The 16,812-nt window shown below is 56.0% G+C and carries 12 protein-coding genes, 1 tRNA gene and 1 riboswitch; of the genes, 6 read left to right on the forward strand and 7 right to left on the reverse strand.

Features of this window, described 5'->3' with window-relative positions:
- Nucleotides 1–12 precede the first annotated feature (12 nt).
- Both argF and HGP14_RS02285 read left to right on the forward strand, forming a co-directional pair.
- Nucleotides 13–930 (forward strand): ornithine carbamoyltransferase, encoded by a 918-nt coding sequence (argF, locus tag HGP14_RS02280; protein ID WP_168828222.1) that lies wholly within the window; start codon nt 13–15, stop codon nt 928–930.
- Between the two features lie 94 nt (nt 931–1,024).
- Nucleotides 1,025–2,020 (forward strand): Hsp33 family molecular chaperone, encoded by a 996-nt coding sequence (locus tag HGP14_RS02285; protein WP_168828223.1) that lies wholly within the window; start codon nt 1,025–1,027, stop codon nt 2,018–2,020.
- On the opposite strand, the gene apaG is transcribed toward HGP14_RS02285, so the two are convergent.
- The gene (gene apaG / locus HGP14_RS02290) at nt 2,021–2,413 is read right to left on the reverse strand and encodes a Co2+/Mg2+ efflux protein ApaG (RefSeq protein ID WP_168828224.1); all 393 of its coding nucleotides are present in this window, start codon (nt 2,411–2,413) and stop codon (nt 2,021–2,023) included.
- A gap of 217 nt (nt 2,414–2,630) precedes the next feature.
- Complete coding sequence (locus HGP14_RS02295; RefSeq protein ID WP_168828225.1) at nt 2,631–3,815, reverse strand: O-succinylhomoserine sulfhydrylase; 1,185 nt, start codon at nt 3,813–3,815, stop codon at nt 2,631–2,633.
- A 46-nt stretch (nt 3,816–3,861) separates the two neighbouring features.
- A riboswitch (SAM riboswitch) is annotated at nt 3,862–3,940 on the reverse strand.
- Between the two features lie 73 nt (nt 3,941–4,013).
- On the opposite strand from HGP14_RS02295, the gene HGP14_RS02300 reads away from it, so the two are divergent.
- Nucleotides 4,014–5,108, forward strand: coding sequence for a 2'-deoxycytidine 5'-triphosphate deaminase (locus HGP14_RS02300; RefSeq protein WP_168828226.1), 1,095 nt, complete (start codon nt 4,014–4,016; stop codon nt 5,106–5,108).
- A gap of 31 nt (nt 5,109–5,139) precedes the next feature.
- Here HGP14_RS02300 and HGP14_RS02305 read toward each other — a convergent pair whose 3' ends face one another.
- Together HGP14_RS02305 and HGP14_RS02310 are read right to left on the reverse strand one after the other, a co-directional pair.
- Nucleotides 5,140–6,942 (reverse strand): GtrA family protein, encoded by a 1,803-nt coding sequence (locus HGP14_RS02305; RefSeq protein ID WP_168828227.1) that lies wholly within the window; start codon nt 6,940–6,942, stop codon nt 5,140–5,142.
- 52 nt (nt 6,943–6,994) lie between these two features.
- Nucleotides 6,995–7,990 (reverse strand): glycosyltransferase, encoded by a 996-nt coding sequence (locus tag HGP14_RS02310; protein WP_246704340.1) that lies wholly within the window; start codon nt 7,988–7,990, stop codon nt 6,995–6,997.
- A 644-nt stretch (nt 7,991–8,634) separates the two neighbouring features.
- On the opposite strand from HGP14_RS02310, the gene HGP14_RS02315 reads away from it, so the two are divergent.
- Nucleotides 8,635–8,708: transfer RNA gene (locus HGP14_RS02315), tRNA-Gly, on the forward strand.
- Between the two features lie 9 nt (nt 8,709–8,717).
- On the opposite strand, the gene HGP14_RS02320 is transcribed toward HGP14_RS02315, so the two are convergent.
- From HGP14_RS02320 to HGP14_RS02330, 3 genes are all read right to left on the reverse strand, one after another.
- Nucleotides 8,718–9,812, reverse strand: coding sequence for a site-specific integrase (locus HGP14_RS02320; RefSeq protein WP_168828228.1), 1,095 nt, complete (start codon nt 9,810–9,812; stop codon nt 8,718–8,720).
- Nucleotides 9,813–9,998: 186 nt separating this feature from the next.
- Nucleotides 9,999–10,745: a hypothetical protein gene (locus HGP14_RS02325; RefSeq protein ID WP_168828229.1), complete on the reverse strand. Its 747-nt coding sequence runs from the start codon at nt 10,743–10,745 to the stop codon at nt 9,999–10,001.
- Between the two features lie 1,219 nt (nt 10,746–11,964).
- Nucleotides 11,965–12,600: a recombinase family protein gene (locus HGP14_RS02330; protein ID WP_168828230.1), complete on the reverse strand. Its 636-nt coding sequence runs from the start codon at nt 12,598–12,600 to the stop codon at nt 11,965–11,967.
- A 384-nt stretch (nt 12,601–12,984) separates the two neighbouring features.
- Between HGP14_RS02330 and HGP14_RS02335 the strand changes: the two genes are divergently transcribed.
- Nucleotides 12,985–13,719: a hypothetical protein gene (locus HGP14_RS02335; protein WP_168828231.1), complete on the forward strand. Its 735-nt coding sequence runs from the start codon at nt 12,985–12,987 to the stop codon at nt 13,717–13,719.
- A 227-nt stretch (nt 13,720–13,946) separates the two neighbouring features.
- Nucleotides 13,947–16,745, forward strand: coding sequence for a hypothetical protein (locus HGP14_RS02340; RefSeq protein ID WP_168828232.1), 2,799 nt, complete (start codon nt 13,947–13,949; stop codon nt 16,743–16,745).
- The last annotated feature ends 67 nt before the right edge of the window (nt 16,746–16,812 follow it).

Consider the following 16,812-nt stretch of genomic DNA (forward strand, 5'->3'; position numbering starts at 1 on the left):
GGTAAGAACGAAATGGCTTCCCCCAAACACTTTCTCGATCTCTCGGCGGTAACCGCATCCGATCTCAGGGTCATCATGAACGACGCGATCGCGCGTAAGCAGGCTTTCAAGGCCGGAACGGGCGACAGGCCGCTTGCAGGCAAGATGCTGGCGATGATCTTCGAAAAGCCTTCCACCCGCACCCGCGTATCCTTTGATGTCGGCATGCGCCAGCTTGGCGGCGAGACGCTTTTCCTCTCCGGCACCGAAATGCAGCTCGGCCGCGCCGAGACGATCGGCGATACGGCCAAAGTACTTTCGCGTTATGTCGACGCGATCATGATCCGCACGACGGAGCACAGCCGCATGCTGGAGCTCGCCGAACATGCGACGGTCCCCGTCATCAATGCGCTGACGGACGATACCCATCCCTGCCAGATCATGGCCGATGTCATGACATTCGAGGAGCATCGCGGCCCCATCAAGGGCAAGACGGTTGCTTGGACCGGCGACGGCAACAATGTCCTGCATTCCTTGGTCGAAGGTGCCGCCCGCTTCGGCTACCGGATGAACATGGCCGTGCCTCTTGGTTCCGAGCCAAAGGATCACTATCTGAACTGGGCCCGCAACGAGGGTGCCCAGATCGTGCTCGGTCATGACGCCGACCGCGCGGTCGAGGGAGCCGATTGCGTGGTGACCGATACCTGGGTTTCCATGAATCAGGAACATCGGGCCCGTGGTCACAACGTCTTCCAGCCCTATCAGGTCAATCAGGCTTTGATGGCGAAGGCCGGCAAGGATGCATTGTTCATGCATTGCCTGCCTGCCCATCGTGGCGAGGAAGTGACGAACGAGGTGATCGACGGTCCGCAATCCGTCGTCTTCGATGAAGCGGAAAACCGCCTTCATGCGCAGAAGTCGATTCTTGCATGGTGCCTGGGCGCGATCTGAACCATACTACGCGCTGTGCTTGGCCTCATGGCCTCGTGGCTGCGCGAGCGGAAAGGCTTTCTAGTCTGCCGCTCTGACGACTAGGAGTAAGACCATGTCCGATACTGCAAGCGCTCTCGGCGATTTCGACTTCGCCGGCGATGATCACGTTGTTCCGTTTCAGGTAGAGGGCCTCGACGTGCGCGGCCGCGCCGTCCAACTCGGCCCCATGCTGGATGCGATCCTTGAGCGCCACGAATATCCCGCACCCGTCGCCCGGCTTCTGGCCGAAGTCATCGCGCTGACGGTGCTCCTCGGCACGTCCCTTAAGTTCGAGGGCAAATTCACGGTGCAGACGAAGGGCGATGGCCCGGTCGATCTCCTCGTCGCCGACTTCTCGACGCCGGAGGATGTTCGCGCCTATGCACGCTTCGATCAGGCTTTGCTCGACAAGGCAGTCGCCGCAGGCGAGACCGAGCCGGAACAGTTGCTCGGTAAAGGCGTGCTCGCCTTCACGATCGATCAGGGCAAATTCACCCAGCCGTATCAGGGCATCGTGCCGCTCAACGGTACCTCGCTGGAGGATATCGCCGGCACCTATTTCCGCCAATCGGAACAGATCCCGACGCGTGTCCGTCTGGCTGCTGCCGAACTGTTCGATCGCGACGAAGCGGGCATGCCGCGCCATCGCTGGCGGGCAGGGGGGCTCGTGGCGCAGTTCCTGCCGGAAGCACCTGAGCGTATGCGTCACGCCGACCTCCACGGCGGCGACGGAGACGACGGCGCTCAGACTCACAGGGAAGACGACGCCTGGACTGAAGCCCGCTCGCTGGTCGATACTATCGACGCCGATGAACTGACCGACCCGCATGTCGGTACGGAACGGCTGCTCTATCGTCTCTTCCACGAGCGTGGCGTGCGCGTTTTCGGTGCCCGGGAAGTCTTCGACCGGTGCAGCTGTTCGCGCGACAAGATCAAGAATGTGCTGAAGGGTTTCTCGGCAGACGAGATCGATGCCAGCCAGGAAAACGGCGAGATTGCCGTCACCTGCGAATTCTGCTCCAAGACCTACCGTTTTGAGGTTGAAGAAGTCGCAACGGCTGCCGAGTGATCAGTTCAGTACCCTGAGCAGACCAGGAGAATCCAGCGAGAAGGCGGGTATTTCTACGTCGAAAAACTCGCCTGCGTCGGTTTCCATCTGGTAGTGCCCGAACATGAGGCCCGATGGCGTGTCCAGTGGACAGCCGGACGAGTATTCGTAGGTGTCGCCAGGTTCCAGCCGGGGTTGCTCACCGACGACGCCTGGCCCGGTCACCTCATCCACCACGCCGTTTTGATCGGTGATGTTCCAGTAACGGTTGATGAGTCTGACGGTCAGATCCGAATTGTTGCTGATTACGATCCGGTAACCCCACACATAGCGATTGTCGTCCGGGTCGGATTGCTCCTCCAGATAAAAGGGTTCGACGACGACTTCTATATCTCGTGTGTTGGCGCGATACATGCCTTACACCATAGCCAGGATATGTTACCGGTATCTTATACACGGGCTCGACCCGTCACGAAATGATTGGGATCATGCTCAAAGCACGATGATTGCATCTCTTTCGGGCACTAATCCTGTTGTTCAGAGTGCGCTCCCGCACCGGAGCGTGGCTTCGTGGATGTCCTAGGTAAGGCATCCGGCCGGACCGGCAAGGCCCGGCCGTCCCCACGGCAGGTCAGGATTTAACCTTGGAAAGAGCCTGAGCGAAATCTTCGATCAGGTCGTCCGTATCTTCGATGCCTGCCGACAGGCGCACGGTGCCGGCCGAAATGCCGAGCTCGGCGCGGGCCTCCTCCGAAAGGTTCTTGTGTGTGGTCGTCGCCGGGTGCGTGATCAGGCTGCGCGTATCGCCGAGATTGTTGGAGATCGTCACGACGCCGAGCGCATTCTGCAGGGCGAAAGCCGCCTCCTTGCCGCCCTTCAGCTCGAAGCACACCAGCGTCGAGCCGCCAGACATCTGCTTGGCGATGATATCGGCTTGCGGATGGTCCTTGCGGCCCGGATAGATGACGCGCGCCACCTGCTTCTGCTCCGCCAGGAAATCGGCGATCTTCGACGCATTCTTCGTCTGCTGTGCAACGCGCAGCGGCAGGGTCTCGATGCCCTTCAGCAGCGTCCAGGCGTTGAACGGCGACATTGCCGGGCCGGTGTGGCGGAAGTAGTCGTGCAGGTTCTCGTTGATCCACTCCTTATCGGAAAGGACGACGCCGCCGAGGCAACGGCCCTGACCGTCGATATGTTTGGTGGCCGAATAGACGACGATATGCGCGCCGAGCTCCAGCGGCTTCTGGAAGAGCGGCGTCGCGAAGACGTTGTCCACGACCACTTTCGCGCCGATCTGGTTTGCGAGCTTTGCAACGCCGGCGATATCGACGATTTCGAGCGTCGGGTTGGTCGGGCTTTCCAGGAAGAAGACCTTGGTCTTCTTGGTGATCGCCTTTTCCCAGTTCTCGAGATGGCGGCCATCCACCAGCGTGCATTCGATGCCGTATTTCGGCGCCAGCGTCTCAACGACCCAGCGGCAGGAGCCGAAGAGCGCACGGGCAGCTACGATATGATCGCCGGCCTTCAGCTGGCAGAGGATTGCGGCGGTGACGGCAGCCATGCCGGAGGCCGTGGCGCGGGCATCTTCCGCGCCTTCCAGCGCGCACATGCGCTTCTCGAACATGTCGTTAGTCGGGCTCCCGTAGCGGGCATAGATAAAGCCCTCGGTCTCGCCCTTGAAGCGCGCTTCTGCCGCCTCCGACGTGTCGTAGACGAAGCCCTGCGTCAGATAGATTGCCTCCGACATCTCGCCATATTGCGAGCGCAGCGTTCCGCCGTGAACGAGTTGGGTTGCCGGGCGCCAGGTCTTGCTCATGCCATCACCACTTTCAAACAACAAAAAAACCGGCCGCAAAAGCAGACCGGTTTCATACCCGGTCCTTTTAGCCACTTGTTTAACGTGGCTGCAAGCCGACCGGCCAAATCACCACGGGATAAAGCTGCAATACTGCCGTTAGCTTCTTGCGTCAATTCCCTGTATTTGGTTTTGTCGGCCACGAACTATGGATGGAGCATGATGGCTCGCGAAACTGGAATCTTGGCCGACCGCGCAATTGCCGCCCTGTTTGAGACCGGGCGCCTCACGAGTGAGCGCGAGCTCGATCTTGACCAGATTCAACCCGCCAGCTTGGATCTCCGGTTGGGCAGCAAAGCCTTCCGCGTCCGCGCAAGCTTCATGCCCGGTCCGTCCCACCTCGTTTCCGACAAGCTGGACCGGCTGAGCCTGCATGTCATCGACCTTTCCGAAGGTGCCGTTCTTGAAACCGGGTGCGTCTATATCGTGCCCCTCATGGAACGCCTTGACCTTCCGGCTGAAATGTCGGCCTCGGCGAACCCGAAGAGCTCGACCGGCCGCCTGGATATCTTCACCCGCGTCATTACCGACTACGCGCAGGAATTCGACAAGATCCCTGCCGGTTATTCGGGGCCGCTCTACCTGGAAATCAGCCCGCGTACGTTCCCTGTCGTCGTGCGCCGCGGCTCGCGCCTCTCGCAAATACGCTTCCGGGTTGGCCAGTCCGTTTTGGGAGAGCCGGAACTGCAGGCCCTGCACGATGCAGAAACGCTTGTTGCGAGCGCCAAACCCAACGTTTCCGGCGGCGGTATCGCGCTGTCGATTGACCTGGCAGGCGACAAGGACGGTCTGATCGGTTATCGCGGCAAGCATCACACGGCAGTCGTCGATGTCGACAAGAAAGGCGAGCACGATATCTTCGATTTCTGGGAGCCGCTCTATAGCCGGGGCCGCAATGAACTGATCCTCGATCCGGACGAATTTTACATCCTCGTCTCGCGCGAGGCCGTGCATGTTCCGCCCCACTATGCAGCCGAGATGACGCCCTTCGATCCGCTCGTTGGGGAATTCCGCGTGCATTATGCCGGCTTCTTCGATCCGGGCTTCGGCCATGCGCCGGCCGGCGGAAGGGGCAGCCGCGCGGTTCTCGAGGTGCGCAGCCACGAAGTGCCCTTCATCCTGGAAGACGGCCAGATCGTCGGCCGGCTGGTTTACGAGCACATGCTGGAAAAACCCGAAAGCCTCTATGGTTCCGGGCTGGGATCGAATTATCAGGCGCAGGGCCTGAAGCTCTCGAAGCACTTCCGCATCTGAGCGCTTGATAGCGCTGTTGGAAGGTTCACCTCTACCCGTTGCGGGTCTCGTCACTCCGGCTAAGCCCGTTTTCGTGACGATGAACAGGGATGCCGGGCTTCCCACGGGGCGAACGGCTCATGACCACGCCGAAGGCGAACAGCGCGAACCCCGAGCAATAAGTCCAGACGAAAATTCGGTCCATGAACCAGGCATGCTGGATGGTGTGCTGCCAGAAAACGATCAGCCACGCCAACAGCACGAGATTGGATCCGGCCAGGAGTGTCGCTTTCGTTCGAAAGGCTTCGCTCGACGAGAGCGACTGGATTTTCTGCCATCCCCAAATGCCGCCCACGACGGCCAGTAACAGGCCGAAGCCGGCCATGAAATAGTGAAGACCGCCGACCGGCGTGCTCAACCCGCCTATAACCTTTCTCAACCACTTCACTGGGTCTGGGTCTCCCGCTGTCCGGTGTCCAAGTGAGCTTGCAAAATCCGTGATCACGTCCGGGCCGAAAACCAGGGTCGCAAGCGTGAGCTTGATCACCAGACACAGCCCGGCCGCGATAACAAAAGCGGCCGCAGCCGTTGCCGCCGAAACAGCAATCTCCACGCGATTTGCCGAACTCCTCAGGACGAAGGGGGTAATCCCGACGATCATCGCAAGCCCGAGCGGCAGGCCACCTGTCAGGAACTCCGTCAGTATCGTAAAACAGCCGAAGAGCGCCGATGCCGTCACCAAGTGCACGCGGGAGAGCTGGCGATGCGACGCGACGCACAAGTACAATGCAAAGAGAACTGCGACAGCATCTGCAGGCGCGTGGCCCAAGGACTGCGAAAACGATTCAAACCCGAACCAGCGCGCGAACCCAAATCCGATCGAAACAAAGAGCAAACCGTCGAATACATCATCCCCCCGGGTCAGCCGGAACATTGCGAAAGCAGCCACGGCAATGATCAACAGCGATAGAATGCTCGAGAACACCCATCGGATCGTCGCGATCTCCGCCAGAGGCAGGATGTAGCGCATGAGCACGGTTTGCGCGTGCAAATAGCGATGATACGGTTGAACCCCGATCTCTGTCTGATTGGTTGGCGCGAATGTCTGCAACGCATCGCAGGGCTGCTGCCCGTCAGCGAACGGCGCACTCGGCGACACCGCCAGCTGCCAGCGGTTTTCGAGCCGCTGGTCGATTGCCATCAGCAGGATCAAGCAGTCGTTGTACTGATGCTCGCCGATGACCGTGTTGCCGCGATCTCTCCAACTCCCCGGCACAAGGTCTCCGGATTCGTAGGCCGCCAGAATATGCCGCCGCGCCGTCTCGACGTCGCGACCGATACTGAGGTAGGACACGAGGAAATAGGCCGAGAAAATGAGCAGCGGCAGCGTCAGAACGATGGCGCCCAAGCGGACGGCGTCCGGCCGCAAGATTGTCCAGCATGTATGGAGCAACTCGGAACCCGACCAGGCTCGAGTCTCACCCGGCGTGAACACGATTCTTCTTGCGCCGATGTAATTGACGAAAAGGGCTATGCCCGATGCAACGGCGAGCGCGACAAGGGGATGGCTCAGCGGCCAAGGTGACGAAAAAACCAATACACTATAGATCGCCATATTGACGAGGTAGCCGACGCCTTGGACGCCGACATAAGCCGGGATGGCAACCGCAAGCGAATGCCGCGAACCAGCAAAGACAAGCTGCCTGTTGAGAAAAAACGTAACCGCCAGTGCAATCGGAAAGGACACCAGGCGCGCACCAACCGGGCCCATCCCGGTGGTTGCGAGTAAGAGGTGTAGAACGCCGGCGTCAACAAGAAATCCGATGCCACCCACGACAGCGTATCCCGACAGCATCCGACACCTCCTGATTTGTTGCAGCTGGAGACGTTTGGCCCAGTCGCCTCGCTCAGTGCGACTGAAGATAGCAGAGCCGTTTCATCTCAAGTCGCGTACGCGACACCATTTCCAGGATCAGCCCGATGAGAAAGCTGAGGGTCCCGGAAAGAACCAGGCCAACGCAGAGCACCGCCGTTGGTAACCTCGGTACCGTACCGGTCTCGAGGAAGACCTCCCATATTGGGATGCTCAACCAGAGAGCGGCCAAGACGAGCAGAAAGCCCGACAGGCCGAAGAATTGAAGCGGGCGTTCATCCTTGATCAGGCGCGCGATGAGAAGCAGAATCTTGAAGCCGTCGCGATAAGTCCGCAACTTGCTTTGCGAACCTTCCGTGCGCGCATTGTAATTCGTCGCGATCTCGGCGCAGGGCACTCTCAGTTCAAGCGCGTGCACCGCAATCTCAGTCTCGATCTCGAAGCCCCTCGATGTGGCCGGAAAGGATTTCACGAAGCGACGAGACAGCACCTTATAGCCTGAAAGCATGTCCTTGAACTGACGTCCGAAAATATTGCGGACGATGGCCGTCAGCAGATAATTCCCGAACCGGTGCCCTGGGCGATAGGCCTGCTCGTCGGTCGAGAGCCGCGCCCCGTTTACGAAGTCGAGATTCTCCGAGATCAGCTTGTCAATCAGAACTGGCGCCGCTGAGGCATCATAGGTGCCATCACCGTCCACGAGAATGAATACGTCCGCGTCGACGTCTGCAAACATGCGCCTTACGACGTTACCCTTGCCCTGCTGCGGTTCCGCACGCACGATTGCACCTGCCTCTCGAGCTCGTAAGCATGTCTCGTCCGTCGAGTTGTTGTCGTAAACGTAGATCCGGGCGGTTGGGCAGGCTCTTTTGAAATCATTCACGACCTTGCTGACGGCCTTTGCCTCATTGTAGCAGGGAATAAGGATAGCGAAGTCCACGCCTGAGCGCGTCCGCGGCAGCGCGTCATGGCTTCGTCGTGCACCCCACTGGTTGGAAATATCTGGCTCGGTCGCGTCTGTTCGCATCATGGCGTGATTGCGCCCCCCAGCGCAGAAAGGATTCGTGTCTACGTCAATATAATGCACGAATTACGCCGATCAGCGTAGCTGATCACAATGTAGAAGTGCGAAAAACGTAACATGCTTACTTGAGACTGTCGACTCTAAAAACTCATGAGGTTTCTGGATATTCATCAAGTAAATCGGAAATATACTAGGGTTTTGAATGTTGAGTTCTGCAGATGTCAGATATAACCTGATATTATACTGATAAACTATATGCCTCTCGAATTGAAAGGCATTTTCAAGATTGGGAGGCCGGTAATATTCCTAAAGAGTGATTTTATTCTGCCACTAATGGCGGTCCGGAGAAGATGGGTTCTACGGACACCCGAAATATCTTGCGGCGTCATCGTTGGATGGCGGACGATTTCTAAAATTCCCGCTACTGTTTACTGCGAAATACTCGCAGCGGCTTAGGCCGGGGAGGAAAACATGATTGATTGAGGAGGGCGGCACGAGCAGGCGATTAGAAATGTACATGCTCGGACACCGAAAGGCTTTGTGGCTCCGGTTTCGGATCGAACTATCAAGCACAGGGCGTGAGCCCTAGAAGAGCTTCCACATCTGAGCGCTTGACACCGTCCTCCATCTGTTGGAAGGCTTCCGTCGTTGCGGGTGTAGCTCAATGGTAGAGCAGCAGCTTCCCAAGCTGAGAACGCGGGTTCGATTCCCGTCTCCCGCTCCATCAACCTTTTCAAGCGCTTACAGCCGGTTCGGTTTGCGGATTTTGGGGCGGTTTTACAGCAAGTTTTACACCGGCATTGATTTGGCTGATGATCGCCCGCGTTGCTGCGCCCCTGCCGACGTACCTGCGAATGATGTTTCGTACCTCATCCTCGGACCATCCCATGATCTCTGCAATGACACGTTCGGGTAGTCCGACAGTGTAGAACTTCGTGGCTGCGGTTCCACGGAAGTCATGGAAATGCAGATTGCGCTCGCTCAGTCCCGCCAGCTTCTTGGCCGTATGGAACGATGAAGCCAGCCCGTCCTGTGTCCATGACTGACCACGACTGTTCGTAAGAATGGTTTTGCCGCGCTTGGGTATGCGCGCCAGCAGTTCGCGCAGGTCATCATACAGCGGTATGACTGCCTCCCGCTTGCCGCTGCTCTTGCCTGTAGCGATGATGATTGCATCCTCGCCAGCATGCGCCCAACAAACCTGTACGAGATCGCCGACACGCAAGCCTGTGTGAATGGCTAGATCAATGGCAAACGCCAACTCAGCAGAGCATACCTGCTTGCCCTTGTCGTCTGTGGCTTCCTTGAGTGTGACGATGTCGCCCTCTGTCCATACGATGGCTGAGCGGTCATTCTTGTACAGGCTTTTGATGCCCTCGCATGGATTGGCTGCGATCTTGCCTAGCGGATCGACGCCGTGCGACAGAACGCGAGACAACACCTGCATCCCATAGTCGGCGGTGCGAGGCGTATCAGCAAACTGGCTGCGCCATTGCAGGATGGTCGGCCGTATCCGCTTGTGCCTATCGAACTGCGCGTTGCTGGTTTCGCCAAAATGAGCCTCGATCTTGTCGAGCATTCGTGACCAGTTGCGCTTCGTGCTGTCGGCCAATTTTGCGTACTCTGGGCTCTTGCGGTACGCCTGTACAATTGAACTGAATTTCGCACTGTCGGGTGCGTTGCGGCTTTCCCTTGCCTCTTGGTACGAGGCCATGAAATCGTCTGAACCGGGAGCGCCGGTTAGGCGAGGACCACCACGCCAAGCGTAATAGTAGTGCCTGCCCTTGGATGAAACCTTATGTACGCCCTTCAATTCGACCAGAACCATTACTCATCCTAATGCTTGAGCTTGTACTGAACGCTTGTTTCGCCAATCGCGCAAAGCCACCCTGTAGAAACAGACGATCAATGCTGGAAACAGATGCGCCGTTAGAAAAGGCGTTTTCAAATCATCAGGTTCGCCAGTCGTAAACTCCACTGGTTTACGGCCCTGTTTCGAACTTGCCCTTGGTCGCTAAGTGCGCGTCGTTGCTCGCTCTGGCTTTCCGGTGCGTCGGAAAGCTGGCCTGACCGCCATGGAGAAGGCGGCAAGGCTGAGCAGTGTTATGGTGATGTCTGGAATTGTAGCAACTGCTTTGGCTGTCATTTGCGCTGCCGTACCCATGCGCTGTATCCGGGCTTGTGCTGCCTTGCGTTCGTTAACATGCGCAAGAAGGGCGTAAGCTTCTGCTTGCGACCTCGTACCTCCAAACATGTAGAGGTATTTCTCTTCAATCCGGTATTTGTTGCCGTGTTCCTCAAGCCATCTCCGAGGATCGAAATCTGGATCAGCGGGATTACGGTAAGATCGCTGGTATGATGCCGCGAAGTTGAAAATGATACTGCCGCCCGCTTTGAAGCTGTCAGTCACGCCCTTGAACAGAGTTTCGGTATTGTCGTCTGTAGCGATGCCTAGTGTCTGATACCAAGATTGCCGGTCGTGCTCCTCCTGGCACTCCTGTGCCGCACGTGTGCTTGCGGCTTCTCCACCAGTGACGGGTTGCCCCATCGAATTCGTTGTACCTTCCGATAGATTGTATGGCTGGTACTGTTCGGGGATGCCCTCGAACCCGCAGGCTGCATAAAGGCTGGTAGGTGCGACCAGCAAACCAGCGGTCAATATGCAGGCCCGTAATGCTGGCAGCATGAATGAAGCCGAGTAAGTGAGATTATATGCCTGCCTTTGTGCTGCTGGCCTTGCTGCTGTTGCGTTCGATTGCAATGAGACACGCCCCGTATGGAAGGGCGGTAGGCGCGGTACGTCCCCGCGAATGCCCTTCGATCTCTGGTGATCGGGGAGTTAGTAACCGCATAGCACGGCCCTACGGCCTTTAGTTCGGAGAACCTGGACATACGCCGCAGGCTCCCCGACCATATAAGGTCGAAGAGTTGGTGCCATTTCGGCGGCACCAGCCTAGCTATGAGGGGTTACTACGCCCCTGAGCCGCACGTACGGCCTAAGGGATCTCTCTCGTATTCAGGAATCGGTGTCAATCCTGAATGGCACGCCTGATTTCCGATACTCGCAAACGATGCTCGTGTTTCCACCTCGCTTGCCTGACCTCGCAGCATGCGCTTAAATCACAATAGTATCAGATGCTTGTAGATATTTTAGGGGAGGTTGAAATTTCCAAATTTGGCCGTGAGTGCGCGCCAGTTGCTTTCATGCCCATTGGGTCATCCCTAGCCCCGCTTGGGCGCTGACGAGCCGCTATGGCCAACTGAGGGTATGCCCGAAAGCAAACCCATCTCTATAATGAAACATTATCCGACCGAGAGAATAAATATCATTGAAATCAGGTTTCGACTGTAGTCGTGTTCTGTATTTACGGTCCGTAAAGCGGCTACGCTATGCGGTTGTGCTGTAATAATAGCGCCGATCTAGCGTATGTTCGGCTGTAATCAAGGTGTTGTACTGTTGATCATATTTAAACTATGTAGATCTCGTTGTTGAAAACAACAGATACGGCTTGTGGTATTCCGGGTGGATGAAATAACATGCGGCTGTCCTGCTGTTATGGCTAGGCGCAAATCATAAACGATGCAATATATATGTCTCGTATAGGTTTGTTATGTGAAGCTGGAGGCTAAATAATAACTATTATATATTATTTATCTTTATATGTAGCTATAAAATCATAACTGTATATATAATATGTATTTAGTAATATTATTATCTAGTACATATAATAGTATATATACTGGTACATATTTCCATCTGCGATGGGAAGGGTAAACCGATATTCGGCAGAAAGTGCTAATATATAATCAGGTACAGGAGCTTAGGTTTCGCTTTCCGGTTTAAGCCGCCCGAAGGCGTTGCAAGCCGGTTTTAAACCGAACGCGTATATTCCTAAAAGGGTCCGTTAGCCTTCCTAAGGTGCGAGCCAGCCCTACAGAACGGCCCGCTACCGGAATGCTCTATCCGCAGCCGTATCCAGTCACATGCCCCACTTGGCGAGCGCCGTTTCGGCTCCGGCCTGATCATCCCTGATCCTGAGTACAGTCTGCCTCTTCAATCCGGTTGCTTTGGCGATCTCGGAAGTGCCATTGCCGATTGCTAGCATGTCCACGACCTGCCGGAACGTCTTACGGTCGTAACTGGGCTTCTTGCCACGGTATTTGTCGGTGTCGCCTTTCTTGGCGTCAATTCCGGCCCGCTGAGCGGCTTTCGTCGCTTCCGCCTGTGCTTGAGCCGTTGCCGCCATGAAGGCGATCAGTGCGTCCCTCACGGCCTGCCGTATCGGGTCTGTGGTCGCCCCATCGAAAGTCATCCCGTTGATTACCGTTTTGACGATCACGCCCTGCCGCATGAAGTGCCGAATAGCATCGGTCACGTCTTGGTAGTTGCGCCCCAACCTATCGACCCAACGGACCACCAGTACATCACCGTGGCGAAGCCTATCGTACAGTCTCCTGCCTTCTGGCCTGTCGGCAAGTCTCGTGCTTACACCTGATACGCCATCGTCTGCGATTACCTCGTCAATGACAAAGCCAGCCTGTTCGGCGTGTGTACGCTGGTGGTCAATCGTCTGGTCAATGGTCGATACACGAGCATACAGGATCGTCTTGGACACCGCTCATTCCTTTATCCGTTAGGGTGATGTCCATTAAAATGCATGTCCGTTGAGCCAAGTCAACCCTTATGGACATGCTTGTGCACCTTGCTGCAGATGTACGTTGAGGTATGCCCTTGCGGACAGGGTGCCATACCCTTCCTTATGTAGTTTGAGATGAAGTGCATTCTCGACAGTTATGAACACACCTTGCGCTGTGTCGGAATTCGAATGCACCGGACGGACAGCAGCCCGTTGGGGGAAGTGGCTGGGCGAAGGAACGTAAATACCCCCTCGGAAAAAAATCTAGTTTTGGGGATAGCGCGCTGTCGCAATGTCTAGTTCGCCTGCACTAGTGTATGCCTGACGCACGTGTTGACGTTGAAGGCCGGGGATAGCGCAGCAATGAAGTGGATTACGGCAACTGACCTACAGCACTGGGCAGCGACATTATCTGCACGTGCCGCTTTCCCGGAGCTGATAGCTGATCTGATCAGAGCTACGGCAAGAGAAATCCAGAGCTTTAGATTCCCTAGTGGCAACAAGGCACAGGTAAGGGGTTTCGACGGATGGCTTCAAGCAACCGGCGTTGCGCCTTATGTTCCCGATGGGTTGTCCGTATGGGAGTTTGGTGCAAGTGGAGCAAATGCTACCAAAGCATTGAGTGACTTCAACAAGCGCTCCAAAGAGGTGTCGGCGGACAGGCAGAAAGAGACAACCCTCGTGCTTGCCTCGCCCTACACGTGGGACGACCCCCAGAATAAGCTCCCAGACTGGATCGCTGACCGCAAAAAATCGTCGGACTGGAAGGACATCATCTTCCTTGATGGTGTGCAGATAGAGGACTGGCTCCAGCTATGCCCCGGCGTATCAGCTAGGTACGCTGTGGAGATGCAGCTTCGTCCCTTGGAGGGGGCTCAGAGTTCCGACGAATTCTGGCAAGAATTTACGTACAGGTTTAAGATACCGCTCACCGAGGAAGTTCTTCTCTGCGGGCGAGAGGCACAAGCTGACGAACTGCTACAAGGCCTTTTACATGGCCAAGGTTCCATTCAGTTTGCAGCCGACGCACCTGATGAGGTTATTGCCTTCGCTATCGCTGCTGTCGCAAAGCAGAGTGGGATACACGATTATTCTTAGAGAGCCGAATACTAGTCCTCGATACCCAGCACGCAGCACGTTCCTTTGCGCGAGATCGCGGGCGCAACCATATTTTCTTTCCCAGACTTCAAGCTAACGCCCTATCAGGACAACTGTCGAATATCGGACCTACGTTGATTGCCCTTGGCCGAGATCAGCCGAGCCGACAAGGCTTCCTCAACCGCCCGTCAACGTATGAGTTTGCGAAAGCACTACAGTCGCTAGGCATGCCCGATAATGAAGCTGACAGTCTCGCGCGTCACTCCGGCCGCAGTATAGTCGTGCTAGCAAGACAGTTTGGTTCTGGAAACATCGCTCGACCTGCCTGGGTTGAGCAAGGGCACACCCTTATCCCAGCTGTATTGGCAGGAGGATGGGACGGAGGAAGTGATGTAGATTGCGAACTGGTCAAGTCGCTGATCGCAAACCAAGACTACCCTACCTTCGAGGGGGGACTACGAAAGCTAGCGAAATCACAGGACCCGCCAATAGATAGCGAAGGACCTATCTGGAAAATCCGTGCCCCTGTCGATGCTTTTGTCCATCTGGCGCATCTCATCGGTAGGAGCGATCTAGATAGGCTGGGCGTGGCGGCGAGTAAGGTGTTTTCTGAGATCGACGCTCCTGTCGATCCGGATGCGCCGTTTATGCTACCGGGCACTGCACCACGGAAGCACAGCAGTTGGCTACGAGATGGAATTGCAAATACTCTATTGCAGATCGCTGTATTGAGCGAACAGGCTGAGCTTAATATTCCAGGCACAAACCCTCAGCAGTGGGTTGAGGAGATCGTTGCAAGTATTCCGGGGCTCGCCTCAGACTATCGGCTCATTGCCAGCATGAAAAACGAGCTTTGGATGCTGATGGAGGCAGCGCCTCGCCCTTTGCTATCCGCCCTCGGGGAACTACTCGAGGGTGATGGAGCGAAGGCCCTTGGCTTCTTTAGCACAGATGACGAACTATTCGCTCCAACAAGTTCACACACATACGTTCTGTGGGCGCTCGAAACTCTGGCATGGGACCCTCGTCACCTAGAGCAGGTGTCACCGTTACTGGCGAAATTGGCGAAGATCGACCCAGGTGGAAGGACAACAAACAGGCCCATCAACAGCCTAAGATCAATTTTGTTGTCATGGGCGCCGAACACCCATGCAACCTTGGAGCACAGGCTACGCGTCATCGACAAAACTACTGAATCCGTACCGGAGGTGGGCTGGGAGCTGCTAATGTCGCTGCTTCCTCGCACTCACGATACGAGTAGCCCCACTAGAAAGCCGAAATTCAGGGAAGCGGGGGCTTCGCAGGAGGAGGTACTTACCAACGCAAAAGTGTGGGCTGCACAGGACTACGTGGTCGAGCGTGCGCTTGAACAAGTCAGAAACAGCGGCTCTCGGTGGATCGATCTTATAGATAGGTTGGATGACTGGCCGTCTAAACAAAGAGCGAGCGCGTTTGCTGCCCTCGATAGCTGGCTGTCGTCTACAGACCAGCCTACCAAGGCGGTGTGGGCCGAATTGAACCAGCTACTTCATAAGCATTTAGCTTTTGCGGACGCCCAGTGGGCAATGTCGAGGGACGAACTTGCAACGCTACAGGACATAGTGCGACGTCATCAAGCCGATGACGTGGTAGAGCGGGTGAGTTGGCTGTTCAAAGAATGGTCGGTACAAGTAGGTACAAGCTTTGATGGCAACGATGCAGAGCTGAAGCAGCTTAGGATACAGGCACTAGTCGATATACTCGAAGCTGGCGAAGATGGAGAACTGTTTCGCCTCATCGATTTGGTCGGTCGCCCAGAGACAGTAGCGGTATCACTCTTGGACATTACGACTGATCCAGAGGAGATTAGTAGGTGGATCAAAGCATCCCTTAGCCACGGCACATTACCAGCTATTGATTGTGCGCGTGTCCTATCTGCGGGCGGACGCAACAATTCGGGAGACGAGTGGAAGCAGCGTCTCATAATAGATGCTGCCAATGAGGGTTGGAGCACGGAGTTGGTTGCAACCCTTCTACTGAATTGGCCTGATACCGAAGACACATGGGAATACGTGGCCGGACTGCAATCCGAGGTGAGGCAACTCTATTGGGCTAGAAAGTATCCATTCGGTCTTGAAAACCCCACGCCGGCTTCTGTGGATGCGATACAGAACTATCTACTAGCTTCTCGGCCAGCGGCTGCTTTGCAAGCGTCCCACAGGATCATCGCGGCAGTGCCAAGTAGTATGCTTCTGACGATGCTGAGACTGCTGCTTGAGGCAGACAATCCGCAGGAGCTTGGTCAGATGACGGGCTACTACGTTGAACATGTCTTCGAGGAACTGGACAAAAGACAAGACGTTGAGGTTAGTGACCTTGCGCAAATGGAGTACGCGTACTTTCCGATCATGGAACGTCGCCCCAGAAAACTCGTAATACATAAGCTGATGGCTCAAGACCCAGCGTTCTATATGTCTTTGATAACGTCGGTCTTTGGCCCCGCTACGAAACAAGGGGAAGCACCAGAGGGCGATGCTACCGAAAGCTCAGAGCAACAGCGAGCAAAATGGCGCAATGACTACCGCGTGTTGTCAGATTTCCATACGATCCCTGGCCAGGAGGGCGACGCAATTGATTACGACAAGCTGATGGCCTGGGTACAAGAGGTACGAAGACTCGGCGCTGAGGAGGATAGGGTCGTAATTACTGATCTGTACATAGGCCACATGCTGGCACATGCACCCGAAGATAAAGACAAAGCTTGGCCGCACGTCGCTGTCCGTAAGTTACTAGATAGCCTTACTATTGAGGACATTGAGCGTGGGATAATGACTGAGCGATACAATATGCGGGGTGTTTACAGCAAGTCATTGTACGAAGGTGGAAAGCAGGAGCTAGACATAGCGCGGCAGTACAAAGAGTGGGCGCACGCTACCTCAGCATTTCCGACAACTTCAATGATGCTAGACCGCATTGCCGAAAGCTACGAGCGCGATGCTGTTCGGGAGAATGAGAGAGCTGAACTTGATAAGTTGCGGGACACATGATGGGTGATCTGTCAGCCCCCTAAATCTGGTAGCCGCCAAACGGGATTATGCCGGTTTCCGCTTTTAC

Source organism: Rhizobium sp. P32RR-XVIII (assembly GCF_012641395.1).
GTDB lineage: Bacteria > Pseudomonadota > Alphaproteobacteria > Rhizobiales > Rhizobiaceae > Rhizobium.